This is a genomic window from Yoonia sp. 2307UL14-13, from assembly GCF_037572755.1.
Lineage (GTDB): Bacteria > Pseudomonadota > Alphaproteobacteria > Rhodobacterales > Rhodobacteraceae > Yoonia.
Map to the genome: position 1 here is coordinate 444,312 of NZ_JBBIFZ010000001.1, position 17,781 is coordinate 462,092.

At 60.2% G+C, this 17,781-nt stretch carries 18 protein-coding genes; 5 read left to right on the forward strand and 13 right to left on the reverse strand.

Features of this window, described 5'->3' with window-relative positions:
- Window positions 1–78 precede the first annotated feature (78 nt).
- Window positions 79–2,184 carry a ComEC/Rec2 family competence protein gene (locus tag V8J85_RS02325; RefSeq protein ID WP_339951825.1) on the forward strand — a complete coding sequence of 702 codons (2,106 nt, stop codon included), beginning with the start codon at window positions 79–81 and terminating at the stop codon, window positions 2,182–2,184.
- Here V8J85_RS02325 and lexA read toward each other — a convergent pair.
- The 8 genes from lexA to V8J85_RS02365 form a co-directional block, all read right to left on the reverse strand.
- On the reverse strand, window positions 2,167–2,853 hold the full coding sequence (lexA, locus tag V8J85_RS02330; RefSeq protein WP_339951827.1) for a transcriptional repressor LexA: 687 nt from the start codon (window positions 2,851–2,853) through the stop codon (window positions 2,167–2,169). The two genes, V8J85_RS02325 and lexA, sit on opposite strands and share 18 nt — an antisense overlap.
- 65 nt (window positions 2,854–2,918) lie before the next feature.
- Window positions 2,919–4,091 (reverse strand): molybdopterin molybdotransferase MoeA, encoded by a 1,173-nt coding sequence (locus V8J85_RS02335; protein WP_339951829.1) that lies wholly within the window; start codon window positions 4,089–4,091, stop codon window positions 2,919–2,921.
- Window positions 4,088–4,564 (reverse strand): cyclic pyranopterin monophosphate synthase MoaC, encoded by a 477-nt coding sequence (gene moaC, locus V8J85_RS02340; protein ID WP_339951831.1) that lies wholly within the window; start codon window positions 4,562–4,564, stop codon window positions 4,088–4,090. The genes V8J85_RS02335 and moaC overlap by 4 nt, the downstream gene beginning before the upstream one ends.
- Entirely contained in the window at window positions 4,564–5,370 is an 807-nt protein-coding gene (gene trpC, locus V8J85_RS02345) for an indole-3-glycerol phosphate synthase TrpC (RefSeq protein WP_339951833.1), read from the reverse strand. The genes moaC and trpC overlap by 1 nt, the downstream gene beginning before the upstream one ends.
- On the reverse strand, window positions 5,367–6,008 hold the full coding sequence (locus V8J85_RS02350; protein WP_339951835.1) for a uracil-DNA glycosylase: 642 nt from the start codon (window positions 6,006–6,008) through the stop codon (window positions 5,367–5,369). Before V8J85_RS02350 ends, trpC begins: the two co-directional genes overlap by 4 nt.
- Window positions 6,001–6,462: a DUF3592 domain-containing protein gene (locus tag V8J85_RS02355; RefSeq protein ID WP_339951837.1), complete on the reverse strand. Its 462-nt coding sequence runs from the start codon at window positions 6,460–6,462 to the stop codon at window positions 6,001–6,003. Before V8J85_RS02355 ends, V8J85_RS02350 begins: the two co-directional genes overlap by 8 nt.
- Complete coding sequence (gene trpD / locus V8J85_RS02360; protein WP_339951839.1) at window positions 6,459–7,481, reverse strand: anthranilate phosphoribosyltransferase; 1,023 nt, start codon at window positions 7,479–7,481, stop codon at window positions 6,459–6,461. The genes V8J85_RS02355 and trpD overlap by 4 nt, the downstream gene beginning before the upstream one ends.
- On the reverse strand, window positions 7,478–8,059 hold the full coding sequence (locus V8J85_RS02365; RefSeq protein ID WP_339951841.1) for an anthranilate synthase component II: 582 nt from the start codon (window positions 8,057–8,059) through the stop codon (window positions 7,478–7,480). Before V8J85_RS02365 ends, trpD begins: the two co-directional genes overlap by 4 nt.
- Window positions 8,060–8,200: 141 nt before the next feature.
- On the opposite strand from V8J85_RS02365, the gene V8J85_RS02370 reads away from it, so the two are divergent.
- On the forward strand, window positions 8,201–9,883 hold the full coding sequence (locus tag V8J85_RS02370; protein WP_339951843.1) for a divergent polysaccharide deacetylase family protein: 1,683 nt from the start codon (window positions 8,201–8,203) through the stop codon (window positions 9,881–9,883).
- A gap of 16 nt (window positions 9,884–9,899) precedes the next feature.
- On the opposite strand, the gene trpE is transcribed toward V8J85_RS02370, so the two are convergent.
- The 5 genes from trpE to fabI all read right to left on the reverse strand — a co-directional run bounded on the left by trpE (window position 9,900) and on the right by fabI (window position 15,879).
- Entirely contained in the window at window positions 9,900–11,408 is a 1,509-nt protein-coding gene (gene trpE, locus V8J85_RS02375) for an anthranilate synthase component I (protein ID WP_339951845.1), read from the reverse strand.
- An 8-nt stretch (window positions 11,409–11,416) separates the two neighbouring features.
- Window positions 11,417–13,255 carry a peptidylprolyl isomerase gene (locus tag V8J85_RS02380; RefSeq protein ID WP_339951847.1) on the reverse strand — a complete coding sequence of 613 codons (1,839 nt, stop codon included), beginning with the start codon at window positions 13,253–13,255 and terminating at the stop codon, window positions 11,417–11,419.
- A gap of 76 nt (window positions 13,256–13,331) precedes the next feature.
- Window positions 13,332–14,507: an aminotransferase gene (locus V8J85_RS02385; protein ID WP_339951849.1), complete on the reverse strand. Its 1,176-nt coding sequence runs from the start codon at window positions 14,505–14,507 to the stop codon at window positions 13,332–13,334.
- Window positions 14,504–15,025: a xanthine phosphoribosyltransferase gene (gene gpt / locus V8J85_RS02390; RefSeq protein ID WP_339951851.1), complete on the reverse strand. Its 522-nt coding sequence runs from the start codon at window positions 15,023–15,025 to the stop codon at window positions 14,504–14,506. Before gpt ends, V8J85_RS02385 begins: the two co-directional genes overlap by 4 nt.
- A gap of 47 nt (window positions 15,026–15,072) precedes the next feature.
- Entirely contained in the window at window positions 15,073–15,879 is an 807-nt protein-coding gene (gene fabI, locus V8J85_RS02395) for an enoyl-ACP reductase FabI (protein ID WP_339951853.1), read from the reverse strand.
- A 151-nt stretch (window positions 15,880–16,030) separates the two neighbouring features.
- On the opposite strand from fabI, the gene pdxH reads away from it, so the two are divergent.
- From pdxH to V8J85_RS02410, 3 genes are all read left to right on the forward strand, one after another.
- Window positions 16,031–16,636 carry a pyridoxamine 5'-phosphate oxidase gene (gene pdxH / locus V8J85_RS02400; protein ID WP_339951855.1) on the forward strand — a complete coding sequence of 202 codons (606 nt, stop codon included), beginning with the start codon at window positions 16,031–16,033 and terminating at the stop codon, window positions 16,634–16,636.
- Between the two features lie 121 nt (window positions 16,637–16,757).
- Entirely contained in the window at window positions 16,758–17,285 is a 528-nt protein-coding gene (locus V8J85_RS02405; protein WP_339951857.1) for a cold-shock protein, read from the forward strand.
- Entirely contained in the window at window positions 17,282–17,755 is a 474-nt protein-coding gene (locus tag V8J85_RS02410) for a DUF192 domain-containing protein (RefSeq protein WP_339951859.1), read from the forward strand. The genes V8J85_RS02405 and V8J85_RS02410 overlap by 4 nt, the downstream gene beginning before the upstream one ends.
- Window positions 17,756–17,781: the final 26 nt, after the last annotated feature.

Below are 17,781 nucleotides of genomic sequence, written 5' to 3' on the forward strand. Positions count from 1 at the left end.
GGATTTTACCTTTCGCTAACCAGCTTTCCCCATAACCGGGGTCGTCGCGGGGATACTAAGCCAAAGGATCAAGGACAAGTGCGCGCAGTGATCGAAGATGTACTGCTGGCACAACGCGGCGCGCTGATCTGCTGGGTGCCGGTATGCCTTGGGATCGGCATCGGCGGGTATTTTGCGCTGGGGGAAGAGCCGGGATGGCCCCTTTTCGGTCTACTTGCAGGGATTTCGAGCATTTTAATTTTGGTTACCCGCTGGATCGGCGTGGCCTTTGCGCCGTTGCTCATCGGCGTCGTACTGGTGGTGGCCGGTGGCGCGTTGGCGAAATGGCGGACAGATCAGATGGCCGCGCCCGTTCTGGATTTTCGCTATTACGGTGCAATCGAGGGCCGTGTCGTCAATATCGACCGCTCGGCAAGCGACGCAACGCGCTTAACGCTGGATCGGGTTGTTTTGGAAGACATGTCCAGAGAACGCACACCCATCCGTGTGCGTGTATCGGTCCATGGTGACCAAGTGATCACGGCGTTCCGTCCCGGCGAAACACTGATTATGACCGGCCACTTGTCGCCACCTGCCGGTCCAGCCGAGCCGGGCGGTTTCGACTTTCAACGTCACGCATGGTTTATGCAGTTAGGGGCGGTGGGTTATACCCGCACGCCTGTTTTGCGATTGAAAGCACCTGATAAGCCCGGCTTGGGGATGTGGATATTTTCCGTCCGCATGGCCGTCTCGCAAGCCGTTCAAACGGCGATGCCGGGTGAAACAGGTGCCTTTGCCGCTGCTATCATAACCGGTGACCGGTCCGCTATGGGACAGGAGGTTCTGGAGGACCTGAGAGCCGCGAACCTCGCGCATCTGCTTGCGATCTCGGGGCTGCATATGGGGTTGCTGACCGGGTTTATCTTTGCTGTGGTGCGCTACGGGCTCGCATTTTGGCAACGTGTGGCGCTTTACTGGCCAACCAAAAAGATCGCTGCGGTTTGCGCCTTGGTCGTTGGTGCGTTCTACCTTGCGCTTTCGGGTGGGAATGTCGCGACTGAGCGGGCGTTTATCATGGTCGCCGTCATGCTGGTGGCGATCCTGTTGGACCGACGGGCGTTGACATTGCGGGCGGTCGCGATCGCCGCGATCATCGTGCTGGTTTGGCAACCCGAGGCGCTGACCGGCCCAGGATTTCAGATGTCGTTTGCAGCGACGACGGCGCTTGTGGCCGTCTTTGGCTATTTGCGGCGATTCGAGATGTACCGTTGGCCCCGTCCGGTGCAGGCTATCCTGTCGGTGGTGATTTCATCGGGTGTCGCGGGGTTGGCCACGGCACCGTTCGCGGCGGCGCATTTCAACCAGATTTCGCACTTCGGACTGATCGCCAACCTGTTCAGCGTACCGTTGATGGGCATGCTGGTCATGCCCGCCGCGGTATTCGCCGTCTGTCTTGCGCCGTTGGGATTGTGGTGGATTGGCTTATGGATGATGGATCTGGGTCTGCGCTGGATCCTCTTCGTCGCGCAGAATGTGGCGGGGTGGCCTGGCGCGCTTAGCCATGTCCATGCACCATATTGGACGGTATTGCCGATTATGGCGCTGGGGTTGCTTTGGATCGTATTGTGGCACGGACGATTGCGGTTCGGTGGACTGGTCGCGGTCGGGCTTGCCGCCATGCTCTGGCATCAAACCACGCGACCAGCCGTGCTGGTGGCCGATACCGGCGCATTGATCGGTCGGATCGGGCCTGATGGCCGCGCTTTGTCAAAAGAACGAGGCGGGAGTTTTGTTGCTGGCATATGGCTCGAGAATGACGGTGGGCCGGTCGCGCAAGAGGTCGCGGCTGCGCGTCCGGGTCTGACCAAGGCGGGGCGCATCGCATCGGTCGACTTGGGTGAGTGGCGGATCGCACAGGTTTCTGGAAAAACCGCCTTGGCCGACATGATCGGTTGCGGCGGCGCGGATGTACTGATCAGCAACCAAATCGATACAATCAAGCGCCCATGCAGGGTTTTCGATCTGGAGCAGTTGCGCAAGACCGGGGCATTGGCCATGGACCTTTCCGAGAGCGGCGATCTGATCATCACTACTGCTCACGGCATTGCAGGTAATCGTCCTTGGAATCAGCGCCAGGGGCCAGCGCAGCCGCCTTTGGTTCTGACAAAGGCGACCGGGCGCGTCGCCTCAGTAGGTACGGATTAGACCGACAAGTCGCCCTTGCACCTTGACCTGATCATCGCGGAAAACGCGGGTCTCATAGGCCGGGTTCGCGGCCTCGAGCGCGATGGCATTTCCGTTCTGACGGAAACGCTTCAGCGTCGCCTCTTGCCCTTCGACCAGGGCGACGACGATATCGCCGTTATCGGCGACCTCGGTTTCCTTGATCACCACCACATCGCCGTGATTGATCCCGGCATCGATCATCGAGTCGCCCTTGACCTCCAACGCATAGTGATCACCAGGCCCGACCATGGATTGGGGCACATGGACGTTGTGCGAAACCTGACTGATTGCCTCGATCGGCACACCGGCGGCGATGCGACCCATGACGGGCAGTTCGATCGCGCCGCTGTCCATCGGGATCGTGTTTGCAGGTCTGCTATCGGGTTTGTCGCCGTCGATGACACGGGGGGTAAAGCCGGTTTTGGCCTGCATCGAATCCGGCAGCTTCACAATTTCCAGCGCGCGCGCGCGATGGGCGAGGCGACGGATGAAACCCCGTTCCTCGAGCGCCGTGATCAACCGGTGGATTCCGGACTTTGAACGTAGGTCCAGCGCCTCTTTCATTTCGTCAAAGCTGGGTGGCACCCCATCGCTTTGGACACGCTTGTGGATGAATTCCAACAGGTCGAGTTGCTTCTTGGTCAACATATGCTCATCCCCATAAAGGTTTTGCTTATGTTCTACGCATGTTCTTGTTTTGTGTCAATCGGTGGTCAGATCAGGATGATTTCGACGGGATCGCCTTGCACACGGGCCGGATCGTCGATCGGGCGGACGGCAAGGCAATTCGCGTTTGCAAGAACCGTCAAAAGCGCGCTGTCCTGCCGTTCGAAGATCGTGACACCATCTGGGCCAAGATGCGCCCGCATGTAATGTTCGCGCGGACCGTTTGGGCCTGCATCTTTGGCAAGCGTGGCTGTCCGGCGCGTGGCGGGCGCTGTACCGAGCCGAAGCATCTTGCGGACTACAGGCGCCACGAAAATGTGCCCGCACACCATGGCTGATACCGGATTGCCGGGCAGGCCGATCATCGTCGCATTGCCCATCCTGCCAGCCATCAGGGGTTTGCCGGGTCGCATGGCAATTTTATAGAACGCGCGCCTCATCCCTTTTGCCTGGGCCACGTCGCCGACAAGGTCATGGTCTCCGACTGACGCACCACCGATCGTGATGATCAGGTCTGCGTCTTCGGCAAGATCAAACGCCAGTTCAAGCGATTTGACGTTGTCCCTTGCGATCGGCAGCAGGCGCGGATGTGCGCCGAGGTTCTGCAATAGAGCAGCAAGACCGTAGCTGTTGGAGGCGATAATCTGGTTGGGGCCGGGGGTTTCCCCTGGTTGGACCAGTTCATCGCCGGTCGCGATAATCGCGACATTCGGTTTGCGCGTAACCGGCACGTCAGCGACATTCATCGCGGCCAAAAGCGCGATGTCAGACGGGCCCAACAGGCGGGGGGTTTTGATCTCGTCTCCGGTTTTGAAGTCGGTGCCTGCAGGCCGGACATGGGATTTGATGTCGAGATTGTCACCAAGGGTGATTGTATCGCCATCCCGCATGACGTCCTCCTGGATGATGACCAAATCCGTTCCGGCGGGCATCGGCGCGCCCGTGAAGATGCGTGCCGCTTGTCCCTTACCAACCGTTTTGGCAAAGGCGTGACCAGCTGCCGCCTCACCGATGACAGCCAGTCTCGCACCGGGGCGCACGTCTTCGTTCGCGACAGCATATCCGTCCATGGCGGACGCGGCAAAAGGGGGCTGGTCGCGGCGCGCGATGACCGTGTCGGCAAGGACGCGACCATTGGCGTGGGCCAAAGGGACCGTTTCAGCATCAAGCGGCGCGACCAGCGCGAACAGATGGTCCAGCGCCTCTTCAACGCTGATCATGGATTTTCGAACCGCCCGGATTTCCCACCATCTTTCAGGGTGACCCTTATTCCACCGATTTCCATGTCCTTTTGAACCGCCTTGACCATGTCGTAGACCGTCAACGCAGCTACGCCGACAGCCGTCATCGCCTCCATTTCGACCCCGGTTTGCCCGCCGGTTTTGACCGTCGCAGTTATGCGGATACCGGGGAGCTTATCGTCGGGCGTCAGGTCCAACGCGACTTTGGTGATCGGCAGAGGGTGACAGAGCGGGATCATCTCGGCCGTTTTCTTCGCCCCCATGATCCCGGCGATACGGGCGATGCCGAGAACGTCGCCCTTATCCGCGCGGCCTTCGACGATCAGGGCGAGCGTTTCCGAGGCCATCTTGACGTAACCTTCAGCCGCGGCGATGCGGGCGGTAACGGGCTTGTCCGACACATCCACCATATGCGCCTTTCCGTCGGCATCGAAATGGCTCAGGCCGGACATCACATGCCTCCGGTCGGTGGGTTGGCGAGCAGGTGGCGCGTAGCGGCCTCGACATTGTCTTGCCGCATGAGGCTTTCGCCGATTAGGAAAGTGCGCGCGCCATATCGTGCCATGTCGGCAAGGTCTTCGGGTGTGTTCAGCCCGCTTTCGCAGACGATCATGCGATCTGCTGGTACCAGTTTGGACAGTTTGCGGGTCACATCCAGCGATGTTTCGAAGGTTTTGAGGTTGCGGTTGTTGATGCCCACCAAGGGCGATTTCAGCGCGGCGGCGCGTTCCAGTTCCACCGCGTCATGCACTTCGATCAGCACATCCATGTTCCACTCAATCGCCGCCTCTTCCAGTTCTTGCGCCTGATCGTCGCTGACGCTGGCCATGATGATCAGTATGCAATCGGCATGAAGCGCGCGGGCCTCAGCGACTTGATAGGTGTCGTACATGAAATCCTTGCGCAGCGCGGGCAGATCGACGGCGGATCGGGCGGCGGTCAGATAACTGTCGTCGCCCTGAAAGCTGGGGGCATCGGTCAGGACGGACAAGCAGGTCGCGCCGCCTTCGGCATACGCCTGTGCAAGGGCAGGTGGGTCGAAATCGGCGCGGATCAGGCCCTTGGATGGGCTGGCCTTCTTGATTTCGGCGATCAGGCCGTAACCTTCGCGGGAAGCATGGGCGAGCTTTTCCGCAAAACCGCGCGTCAGCGGCGCATCGTGGGCGCGCGCCTCGACCTCGCTGAGTGGCACAGCGGCCTTGCGATCGGCGATCTCTTCCAGCTTGTAGGCTTTGATTTTGTCGAGGATGTCACTCATGGGTCGGCCCATTGGATTGGTTCTTGACCACGATCAATAAGCCACCGGTTCACCTTTGAAAATGGTCGCGACCCGAAAAAGCCGCGATGGGCGGAGAGGGGGGAAGGATGTGCGGATCTGAGGATCAGATGATCGCCGTGTATGTGCTTTTCATAGTCGTGCGCCGGGCCGCCCCAAAGGATGTAGGCGCGGGGTTCGGCGTTGAGGTGTGTGATCACCTGACGGACAAGTTCGGCCCAACCGAGCTTTGCGTGCGCTTTTGGGCGACCCGGTGGAACGGTCAGCGCCGTGTTCAGCAAAAGCACACCCTGCCTGGCCCAATCGTGGAGTGACGTCTTGTGACGCTTTTGGCCAAGATCATTTTCGATTTCTTTGAAGATATTGCCGAGGCTGTCGAGGCGACCACCGAAATCATCCGGAATGGAAAAGGCAAGGCCATCGGCTTTGCCGGGTGTGTGATAGGGGTCCTGCCCGATGATGACCACGCGGGTCCGATCGGGTGCGGTATGGCGAAGGGCCGCGAATGTCAGGTTCGGGGGCGGCAGAAACGGCTCGGTCAGACGGCCGGTGATTTCAGGCAGATCGTCCTTGAAAAACGGAAGGTCCGACCAAGTGCCGATCGCTGAAAGATCAAACATTCTCGGTGCGGCGGCGAAAAATGCGACCACCACCGCCGACCACGAAAATCAGCAAGCCGATCCCGCAGATCATCAGCCCCGACGTCAGCTTGGATCGCGCCGTACCGGCGATCTGGCCCGGGAAAATCTCGTGCAGGTCGGGATCGCTGGGGCTGAACGTGACCTGAAACGGAGATCCCGAATGGACAACGCGGTGAAGCGCGACTGGCACCGCCCGCTCGAACACAAGCTCCTTGCCATCCAGAAGGAAACTATACCGGATGCGATGGCTGTTATCTCGGCTTTCCCCAGCAACGATCCATTTCTGCGACACGGTCGCCACGGCCTGCTGGCTGTCCAGTTGCAAGGCCGCTGCCTGGTTCAGTTGCTGGGTGGCGGTGATCGCCAACCAGATGCCCAGTGCAGTGACAAGCACCGAGGCGAGAATGACAAGGGTGACGCGAAGCCGGATCATGCCGCAGCCTCCTGAGAAATCGCGGCGAGCCTGGCGACGGCCTGTTTCGCCTTGCCGCTATCAATGCTTTCGCGGGCCGCCGCGACCCCCTCTTTGAGGTCACTGCAGGCCCCGGCCACCCGAAGTGCCGCGGCCGCGTTCAAAAGGACCGCATCACGATAAGCGCCAGGCGCACCATCCAAAAGCGCCTGCAGCGCTTTGGCGTTGTCCTGCGGTGTTCCTCCGACGATGTCACTGAACGGATGAAGCTGCAGGCCTGCATCCTCTGGGTGGATTTCAATATCCGTCACCCGTCCATCCGACAGCGCGGCGACCCAGGACACACCGGTGATTGTCAGCTCATCGGTGCCATCGGACCCGTGGACAAGCCATGCGTCCGTGCTGCCGAGTTTCTGCAATGTTTCGGCCATCGGTCGGATCAGATCGCGTGAGAATGCCCCGGTCAACTGACGCTTGACTCCGGCCGGATTCGTCAATGGACCCAATATGTTGAAGATCGTTCTTGTGCCCAGTTCCGCCCGGGTCGGCATCACATGCTTGATTGCGGGATGATGCATGGGCGCCATCATGAATCCGATCCCCGCCTCGCGCAGTCCGCGTTCGACGGTTTCGGGGCCGACCATGACCGCGATCCCCATCTCGCCCTGCACGTCCGCCGTGCCGGATTTCGATGACAGATTGCGATTTCCGTGCTTGGCGACCGGTACACCCGCCCCGGCGACGACAAAGGCCGTCGCGGTCGAGATGTTCAGCGTGTGTTTGCCGTCGCCCCCGGTGCCGACGATATCCATCGCACCTTCAGGGGCCTTGACCGGCACACATTTCGCCCGCATGACCGCTGCGGCAGCGGCATATTCATCGACCGTTTCACCCCGTGTACGCAGGGCCATCAGAAAACCACCGATCTGCGACGGCGTCGCGTCGCCTTCGAACAGGATTTCGAACGCCGTTTCGGCTTGCGCACGATTCAGAGGACCCTCTGCCGCAGCGGCGATCAATGGTTTGAGTGCGTCGCTCATGCAGGCACTTTGGCCAATTTCAGGAAGTTGTCCAACAACTTATGTCCATGTTCCGACGCGATGCTTTCGGGGTGAAACTGGACGCCGTGGATGGGCAGTGCCTTGTGTTGCAAGCCCATGATGGTGCCATCTTCCAGTTCAGCGGTAATTGTCAACTCTGCTGGCAGGCTGTCACGATCGACGATAAGCGAATGATAGCGCGTCGCGTCGAACGGCGTCGGCAGGCTCATGAACAAACCCGTGGCTTTGTGATGCATTCTGCCCATCTTGCCATGAACGATCTCGTGGCAGCGCACGACCTTGCCGCCGAATGCCTCTCCGATGGCTTGATGCCCCAGGCAGACGCCCATCAACGGCATACCCGTTTCCGCTGCCGCGTGAACCAGCGCCAGACAGATGCCCGCCTGCGACGGATCACAAGGACCGGGCGACAGCATGATCGCGGATGGGTTCATCGCCATGGCCTCTTGCACGTTCAGCGCGTCGTTGCGCTTGACCACGACATCGGCACCCAGTTCCCCCAGGTAATGCACCAGATTGTAGGTGAAGCTGTCGTAGTTATCGATCAACAGGAGCATGGAGAAAACTCGCGCAGGTGGATTTAGGGGCTACCGTCGCCCCCGATGGTAACGATATAAGGCTTGCCATACATGGGCCGGGATGCATGCTTGCGTCAAGGCGGAAGGCGCAAAAGCGCGGACGTAGAGGGTAGAGCCAGTATGCGGGGCATTTTTTCGGGCAGCCTGTGGGCGTTGATCGTGGGTGGTGTGGGCCTGGGGATTGCGTCGCAAATCGCCGCGCCGCCACAGCAAACGGTGGTCGATGCGCCGGGCGGAGATACCGCCAGCGAAACGCCTGACGCGCCGGTCGTTGCGGAAAACGTCGTGAATGCATCGCCCGAGCCAGCAGACGAGCCACCGCAACCCGAAACGCCCGCTGCGATCACGCCTTTGCCCGAAGAGGTTGTCGAGCCCTCGGTCGCCGAGCTCGAAGCGCCTGAACCCGAGACCGGAGCGGTCGGCGATGTCATTGCGCCCGATCGCCCGGTGCTGTCTGGTGCGCCGATCGCCCCCGATCCGGTGGTGACTCTGGAAGATGCAGCGCCCGCGGCACCCGAGGCACCATCTGAACCCGACGCCGAGATCGCGGCGACACCTGCGCCTGTCGAAACCGTGCCGGACGATGCGGTCGATGGCGATCAACCCGCCCGTGCTCCTGCAATCGCCGAGGGTGGGGCAGAGCCGACCCTGGCCCCGGGTGCGGTGGCGGAACAGCCAGCGATCGATGACCTACTGGCGGGTTTGCAAAACCCCGACAATACGCTGACGGCAGAGCCTGAAACGGTGGATGAGATCGGCCGCAACCTTGCCGATCGTGCTGATCCCGAGGTCGCCGAGGAAAGCCGCGCTGCACCTGTCGCGCCCGAAGCTGCACCAATCTTCGATGAGGCCGTCATCGCCCCCGAGGCGCGGGAACCGGCTGAGCCGGTCGCGCCATCCTCGTCCGAGATTGTCGTGGAAGAACCGACAGAGCCAGAGATCGTCGCTGAGGCAGCCCCTGAAACCGTTGCCGAACCCGCAGCGGAAACACCGCAATCCGACACATCGGTCGGTGTCCGCGTGAATCGGCCCGGTGCCGACCCGACACCGGCTCCAGCGGCCACCACTGACGAAATCCAGACCGAAGCGTCATCGGAGGATGCACCTGCGATCTTGCGCTACGCGACGCCATTCGAAAACCCGACCGACCTGCCCTTGATCAACCTGCTGCTTTTGGATGATGGACGTGTGCCAAGCGCAGACGTCGTCGCACTGGATTTTCCCGTCACCGTGATCCTCGACCCGCTTGCCCCGGATGCCGCGCTAAGGATGAAGGCCTATCGCGACGCAGGGATCGAAGTCGGTCTTCGGGCCGGGTTGCCGCAAGGCGCGACGCCAAGCGATGTCGAAATCACGATGGAGGCGGCACTGGCCGCTTTGCCCGAGGCGGTTGTACTGTATTCCGATGGCGAAGACGGCGTGCAAGCCAGCAGGTCTGTCGCCGATCAAGTGGTTCAGATTTTGGCGGTAGAAGGGCGTGGTTTCGTGGCGGTCCAAAAAGGGTTCGGCAATGCGCTTCGCTTTGCCGAGCAATCGGATGTTCCGGCATCAGAGATTACACGTAACCTCGATGAATTGGGCGAAAACGAAGCGGCGATCGGTCGGGCCCTCGATCAGACCGCATTTCGTGCGCGCCAATCCGGTGATGCCGTGGTGGTGGCGGAAACGTCGACCTATATGTTGTCGGCGCTAAGGTCATGGGCGCTGCAGAATGATGGTGGTCAGCTGCGGCTTGCCCCTGTGACGGCTGTGCTGGGCGTCGAGACGGTCAGCGATGCGGAAGAGGATGGCGTATCGGAATGACGCGCGCCGCCGGTCGTCAGTTTCCCGACCCCTGGAACATCGCCGCATCTGCCGCCGCTTTCCGGATCGCGTTCGATTTGTGGACAGTTTCCTGATATTCGGCCTCGGGGTCGCTGTCGTAGACAACCCCGCCGCCTGCCTGAATATATAGCTTTTGATCCTGCACCACAGCGGTGCGCAGCGCGATACACATGTCCATGTCGCCATTTGCGCTGAAATACCCACAGCCGCCGCCATAGACACCGCGTTTTTCCGGTTCGAGTTCGTCGATGATTTCCATCGCGCGGACTTTCGGGGCGCCAGACACCGTGCCCGCAGGCATGCCGGCGAAAAACGCACTAAGCGCGTCCTGATCATCGGCCAGTTCACCCACGACGTTCGACACGATATGCATCACGTGGCTATAGCGTTCGACGATGAATTGTTCGGTCGGGCGGACAGTACCGATCTTGCTGACCTTGCCGGTATCGTTGCGGCCCAGATCGAGAAGCATCAGATGCTCGGCCAACTCTTTTTTGTCGGCCATCAGGTCGACCTCGTTCGCCTTGTCCTCTGCCGGGGTGGCCCCGCGTGGTCGGGTACCGGCAATCGGGCGGATCGTGACCTCTTTCCCGAAGACGCGGACAAGGATTTCCGGGCTTGCGCCGATGACCTGAAAGCCGCCAAAGTTGAAATAGAACATGAAAGGTGAGGGGTTCGTGCGTCGCAGCGATCGGTACAGGGCAAAGGGCGGTTCGCGGAATTCCTGGGTCCAGCGTTGTGACGGGACGACCTGAAAGATGTCACCTGCGCGAATGTATTCCTTGGCGATCTCGACGGCCTGCAGATATGCGTCGTGGCTGAAGTTCGACACGGGCGGTGCAACCGGCGCCGGATCGACCAGGGCGCGGCTGTTGTCGGGCATCGCCCGCTCGAGCGCACGTTGGGCATCCATCACCCTTTCCGCCGCCTGGGCATAGGCGGCCCGGGCTGACACGTCGTCCGACACGTAAGCCGGTGCAACGATGATCACATCGCCCTTGACCCCATCCAGCACGGCCACCACCGATGGACGCAGCATCACAGCATCCGGCAGACCCAGAGGGTCGGGGTTGATATCGGGCAGGTGTTCGACCAGGCGGATCATGTCATAGCCCAGATATCCGAACAATCCGGCGGCGGCGGCTGGCAGATCGGCCGGCAGGTCGATCCGCGACTGGTCCAAAAGGCCGCGCAGTGCGGTCAGCGGATCATCGACCATGTCCGTCCAGCCGTCATTGTCAAAGCGGGCGCTGCGATTGATCCGCGATGTGGTGCCGCGGCATTCCCAGATCAGGTCGGGGTTCATTCCGATGATGGAATAGCGCCCGCGGACTTCTCCGCCAGTGACGCTTTCCAGCATAAAGGCGTTCTTGCCCGCGCCAGACAGTTTGAGCATCAGCGAAACGGGCGTGTCCAGATCCGCCGCGATGCGGGTATAGACGACCTGGCTTTCGCCCGCGTCGTATTTGCGCGCGAAATCATCATAATCCGGCAAAATCGCCATATCGGGGCCTATCGGAACTGCGCATTGACCGCGTTGACAGCGGCTTGGTTGATGCTCACATCGGTCCGCTGCTGCACAGCGTCGGCATAAGCATCAAAGATATCCTGGGCGAGACCCGCAGCGGCATCATCAGCAAAGGCCTGAAGTTGCGCGACGTTGGTTTCATCCTCGGGGTCCGCCGGTGCGATATTGTCGAGGCGCACGATGATCGCACGATCCTCGGCATCAAGCACCCGTACCTCGCCCATATTCATCTCGAACACCTGTTCGTTGAAATCGGGCGGGGTGCCCTCGATGAACGTACGGCGCGTCATGTCGGGTTCTTCATTCGCGGTCAAATCGAGGGTGCCAAAGGCGGTCAGTGGCGCAATATCTGGGGCGATCTCTTCCGCGCGGGCGATGATGGCGTCCTGTCTCGCCTGTTCTTGCCAAGCTGCCATCACGTCCTCCTGAACCTCATCGAAAGGCTGCACGGTGGGCGGTGTGACCCCATCAAGGCGTAGCGCGAAGACGCCGCCATCGGACAGGTTTTCAAGTTCGGGAAAATCGCCTTCGGTCGCGTTGGCTGCGGCCTGCCGGAAAGAATCATAGGCGGCGATCCCATCGGTCGTTTCGGGTGTCCAGTTTATTGTGCCCAGCTCCATGTCGGTGCGTTCGGCCAAATCCTCCATGCTGGCCCCGCCTGCCAGCAGATCGATGATCTGGTCGGCATTGCCGTTGATCACTTCGCGCGCAGCATCCGCGGCAAGTTCCTCGCGCAGGTCCGGCGCGGCTTCTTCCAGCGTCGTTTCCTGTGCCGCGAGGATCGCGTTCATCCGGAACAGGGCAGGGCCAAGGTCGGCGTTGAAGGGCCCCACGACCGCGCCCGGTGCAGCGGCGAAAACGGCCTCTCCGGCGTTGCCCAGATCGTCCTGCGCGACATCGCCTAGATCGATGTCAGCAAGGCCGAGCCCGCGTTCGACGACAAGGTCTTCGAATGTCACCTCACCCGCATCGAGCCGGGCCTTAGCCTCTTCCGCGCGTTCGTTGCTGATATAGACAAGCCGTTCGACCAAGCGCCGCTCTGGCTGGACGAATTGGTTGATACGTTCCTGATACAGTTGTTCTATCGCAGCGTCGGGGACATCCATATCGTCTTGCAGCATTGCGGGCTTCAGCCAAGCATAGGTGATGTCGCGGGTCTCGGGCAGGGTGAATTCGTCGGGGTTCGCCTCGTAATAGGCTTGTTGATCGGCCTCTGTCGCGCCGGGGACCGGCGCGGTCAGGAATTCCTGATCGACAACGGCCCAGGTCACATCACGCCGCTCGGCGATGTATGACAAAAGCGTTTGTGCATAGACGTCGTTTGACGGAATGCCGCCGACGACGGCATCTTGCAACAGTCCGCGCGCCAGCTCTTCGCGAATGCCGTTTTCGAACTGGGTTTCGTTTTGTCCCGTCCGCTCGAGCGCGAAACGATACGATTCACGGTTGAAACCACCTGCGCCGTTGAAATCCGGGATTTGCTGCAAGCGGGCGAGGACGTTTTCATCACCGGCAGACAGGCCAAGTTGCGTCGCTTCGTTGTCAAGCGTCCGGGTCAGGATCAACTGGCTTAGCGCGAGACGATCAATACCAAAGGCTTGTGCCTGCTGGAAAGAAATCGCCTGTCCGGCCTGCGCGGACAATGCACGAATACGGTCGTTGAGTGTGCTTTGATAGGCAAAGACGGAAACGTCCTTTTCACCGACCGATCCCAGCGACCGCATATTGCCCGACAGGCCACCGGTGCCGAAACCGGCCAGGCCGATCAGGATCAGAACGACGACGAACCATGCGCCATATTTCTTGTTTTTCTTTTCTGCCATCCTTGGGTCCGTCTGTCTGGAATTGTGCCGTTGCGGATGGCGCATCAATACGGTTCAGGGCAGGGGCGTGCAAGGGTCAGTAAGACAGTGCGGCAAGCCTGTCGAACAGCGTTTCCACACCTTCGCGGTCGATATTGGCGAAGGCGATGCGCAACTGGCTTTCGCCGCCGGGCATATCGTCCGGCATGAACATCGTCCCGGGAAGAAGCAGTATGCCTGCATCCTGCACCAGACGCGGGGCAAGGTCCGCCGAAGACATGCCGAAAGGGTGGGTGACGTAAGCGAAATACGCGCCGCATCCCAACAATTTCCACCCTTGGCCGGCAAGTGTCGAAAAGTTGTCGTGGATCGCAGCCCGGCGATCCAAAATCTCCAGCCGCTCGCCGGCCAGCCAATCACCAAGGTTCCGCATCCCCCAAAGCGCGGCCCGTTGGCCAAGCTGGTTGGGGCAGATCGCGACGGTATCCAGAAACTTTTCGATCTCTGCCAGACGGTCTTTCGACGCGACGACCGCCCCAATCCGGTGGCCTGTCAGGCGATACGACTTTGAAAAGGAATAAAGCTGGATCAGCGTGTCATCCCAATGCGGATCGGCAAACAGATCATGCGGCGCACCAGCGCGGCTGTCGAAGTCGCGGTAGGTCTCGTCCACAATCAGCGCGATGCCGTGCGCGCGGGTGAGATCCATGAAGGCGTGCAGAGTCTCTGATGGATACTCGACGCCGCAGGGATTGTTGGGACTGACTAGAGCAATGGCGCGGGTTCGGTCGGTGATCAACGCCGCTGCTTTGTCGGGATCAGGAATCATCCCGTCACCGGTCATCAAGGGAACCGTCCGGACACCTGACATATCCAACCACATCCGGTGGTTGAAATAATACGGTACGGGCACGACGACCTCATCCCCTTCGCCGCAAATAGTTGCGATCGCGGCGGCGAAGGCCTGGTTACAGCCCGACGTGATCGCGACCTGCGTAGGCTTTACCGCGCCGCCATATCCGCTGGTCCATTTCTGCGCGACTTCCCCACGTAATTCCGGAAGGCCGAGGACCGGACCATAAAGATGTGCATCCGGGTCATCCAGCACGATCTGTGCCATCGCCTCGCGCAGTGGTGCAGGTGGCGGGTCGATCGGGGCCGCTTGGCTGACGTTCAAAAGGGGGCGGTCGGACGGGTGGGTCACACCGTCAAGCCAGCGCCGCGCCTCCATCACCGGTGGCGCAAAGGTCGTCTGGGTGCGCGACAGGCTCAATCCTTCCCCCGGTAAGGCTCGACATATTGCAGTGCCATGTCCCACGGAAAGAAAATCCAGGTGTCCTGACTGACGCCGGTGATGAAGGTATCCACCTGCGGCTCACCCTGCGGTTTGGCGTAGACGGTCGCGAAATGGGCATTCGGATATTGCGCGCGCACGAGCTCGAGCGTCTTGCCGCTATCGACCAGATCATCGACGATCAGGATGCCGGTGCCATCACCCATCATCTTGGCATCGGGTGATTTCAGCACCTCGGCGTCGCGCCGTTCGTCCGCCTGTCCGCCGCCGGAATGATAGGATTTGACGCTGATCGTATCGACGGTGCGCACATCCAGTTCGCGCGCGACGATCATCGCCGGGGCCATGCCGCCGCGGGTGATCGCGACAATCGCCCGCCACGCGCCGTCATCCGGGCCCTTGCCATCAAGCCGCCAGGCCAGCGCGCGGCTATCGCGATGGATCTGGTCCCAACTGACATGAAAGCCTTTTTCGTGTGGAAGACGATTGTCGGTCATATATTACCTCCAGCTACCTGGGTATAGCAGCAAGAATTGCGGTTCAGCTATTCCTTGGCCATGTCGGGTGCATCCACGGCCTTCATGCCCACCACGTGATAACCTGCATCCACATGCAGATTTTCCCCCGTCGTACCACTGCCAAGGTCAGACAGTAAGAATAGTGCAGCCTTTCCCACATCCTCGGTCGTCACGTTGCGGCGCAGGGGCGAATTGTATTCGTTCCACTTCATGATGTAGCGGAAATCGCCGATGCCCGACGCCGCCAGCGTCTTGATTGGCCCGGCCGAGATCGCATTGACGCGGATGTTGTTCTTGCCCAGATCCTCGGCCAGATATTTGACCGATGCCTCCAGCGCCGCTTTGGCGACCCCCATCACATTGTAATGCGGCATGACCTTTTCGGCCCCGTAATAGGTCAGCGTCAGGCACGAACCGCCCTCTGCCATCATCTTTTCGGCGCGTTGCACGACCGCCGTGAAGGAATAGACCGAGATATCCATCGACATCTGGAAATTTGCGCGGCTCGTGTCGACATAGCGGCCCCGCAATTCGTTCTTGTCCGAAAACCCGATGGCATGAACGATAAAATCCAGCTTGCCCCATCGCCCCTGCAAGTCGGCGAACAACGCATCGATCGATTCCTCATCGCCGACATCGCACGGCAGAACGATATCCGACCCGACCGATGCGGCCAGTGGATCGACCCGCTTTTTCAGCGCATCGCCCTGGTACGAGAACGCAAGCTCCGCCCCGGCATCGGCGCAAGCCTTGGCGATTCCCCAGGCGATGGATTTTTCATTCGCGAGCCCCATGATCAGGCCCCGTTTGCCTTGCATCAAGTTCGTCGTCATGCCCCGTATCCCCGTTCTTCATTTGACGTGCCATTGAGGGTTTAGGCCATCGCAAAAGGCGCGGCAAGCGCTTGCCGAGGCGCGGCAATTCCCTTGCGGGCGTCGCCATAAGCCCCTAACAGTTGACGTGGGGGTAAGTAGAAGGATCGCTATGGCGGATCGCGATGGCATCTTTGCGGGTGACGACCCCTTCGATATCGTTCGGCGATGGCTGAATGAGGCCGAAAAAGTCGAGCCAAACGACCCCAACGCGATGGCGTTGTCGACGGTCGATACAGATGGCTTGCCGAATGTACGGATCGTTCTTTTGAAAGACATTGAGCCCGGCGCGTTCGTTTTCTATACAAACTACGAAAGCCAGAAGGGCGCGGAACTGGATCAGGCCGGCAAAGCGGCGTTCGTGATGCATTGGAAGTCGCTACGCCGACAGGTCAGGGTACGTGGCGTCGTCAGTAAAGAAGACGGCGAAATCGCCGATTCCTACTATGCCTCCCGGGCGTTGAATAGTAGGCTTGGCGCATGGGCGTCGCGGCAATCGCAGCCCCTGTCTTCGCGCGCGGCATTGGTGGCCAAGGTTGCGCAAGTGACACTTCGGCACGGGATGGATCCAAAACGTCCCCCGTTCTGGGGTGGGTATCGTATCACACCGTTGGAGATCGAGTTCTGGTCGGACGGTGAGTTCAGGTTGCACGATCGGTTTCGATGGTCACGCGAAACCACCAATCAAAGCTGGGAGATTTCCCGACTCAACCCGTGAATTTCACGCTTCGTGAAATGCAAGGCCTTGAAGTTTGGGGTGTTTTCTGGTCGAGATCGAAACAGAGTGAAGAAGTTGGTCTACGGGTCCTTTGCGGCTATCGGGCCGAGGGGAATATGAAATGAATACGCAAGACACCGGCGGACAACGGCAGGTGCATGGACAGGTCAAGTGGTTCGATCCCACCAAGGGGTTTGGGTTCGTCGTGGCTGACCTCGGCGGTCCCGATATTCTATTGCACGCGAATGTCTTGCGGAATTTTGGCCAGGGATCCGTGGTCGATGGGTCGCTGATCGAGATTCTGGTGCAGGATACGCAGCGTGGGCTTCAGGCCACGCAGGTATTGTCGATCACGCCACCACAAAGCGATGCGGCAGTCCCGCTCCGCGATATGGCGGAATTTACTGCGGAAGATATCGCCCAACGCCCGATCGAACCCGCCCGGGTCAAATGGTTCGACAAGGCCAAGGGGTTTGGCTTCGCCAACATCTTCGGCAACCATGAAGATGTCTTTATACACGTTGAGGTATTGCGTCGTTCCGGTTTGTCCGACCTTCAATCGGGCGAGGCCGTGGGGTTGCGTCTGGTTGATGGCGAACGTGGCCGCATGGCGATCGAGGTTGTCGGTTGGGAGGTCGCCGTAAAGTGAGGCGACTGCTGTCGACGTGTCTGATCTTTCTGGCAGGACCCGGATGGGCCGTTTGTGCGGATGACAAAGTGACGGTCATCGGCGATTGGGGCCAGGCCACGTTCACGGTCGAGATCGCCGACGATGCACAAGAACGTGCGCAGGGTTTGATGTTCGTCGATCGCATGGCGACCCTCGAGGGTATGCTCTTTGTCTACGACGAACCGCAAGCGGTCAGCTTCTGGATGAAGAATACCCTGATCCCTCTGGATATGCTCTTTGTTAGCCCTGCTGGCGAAGTCTTGTCGCTTCATGAAAACGCGATCCCGGGTGACCTGACCCCAATCCCCGGCGGCGATGGTGTACAGATGGTGCTCGAGATCAACGGCGGGTTGGTCGACCGGCTGGGTATCGGTGTGGGTGATGTGCTGCAGCATCCCAGCTTTGGCGCTGATGCGATCGCACCTTGTCTGATCGAGAGTGAAAGTTAGGGCTTTTCAAATCGGAACGGTGGGGC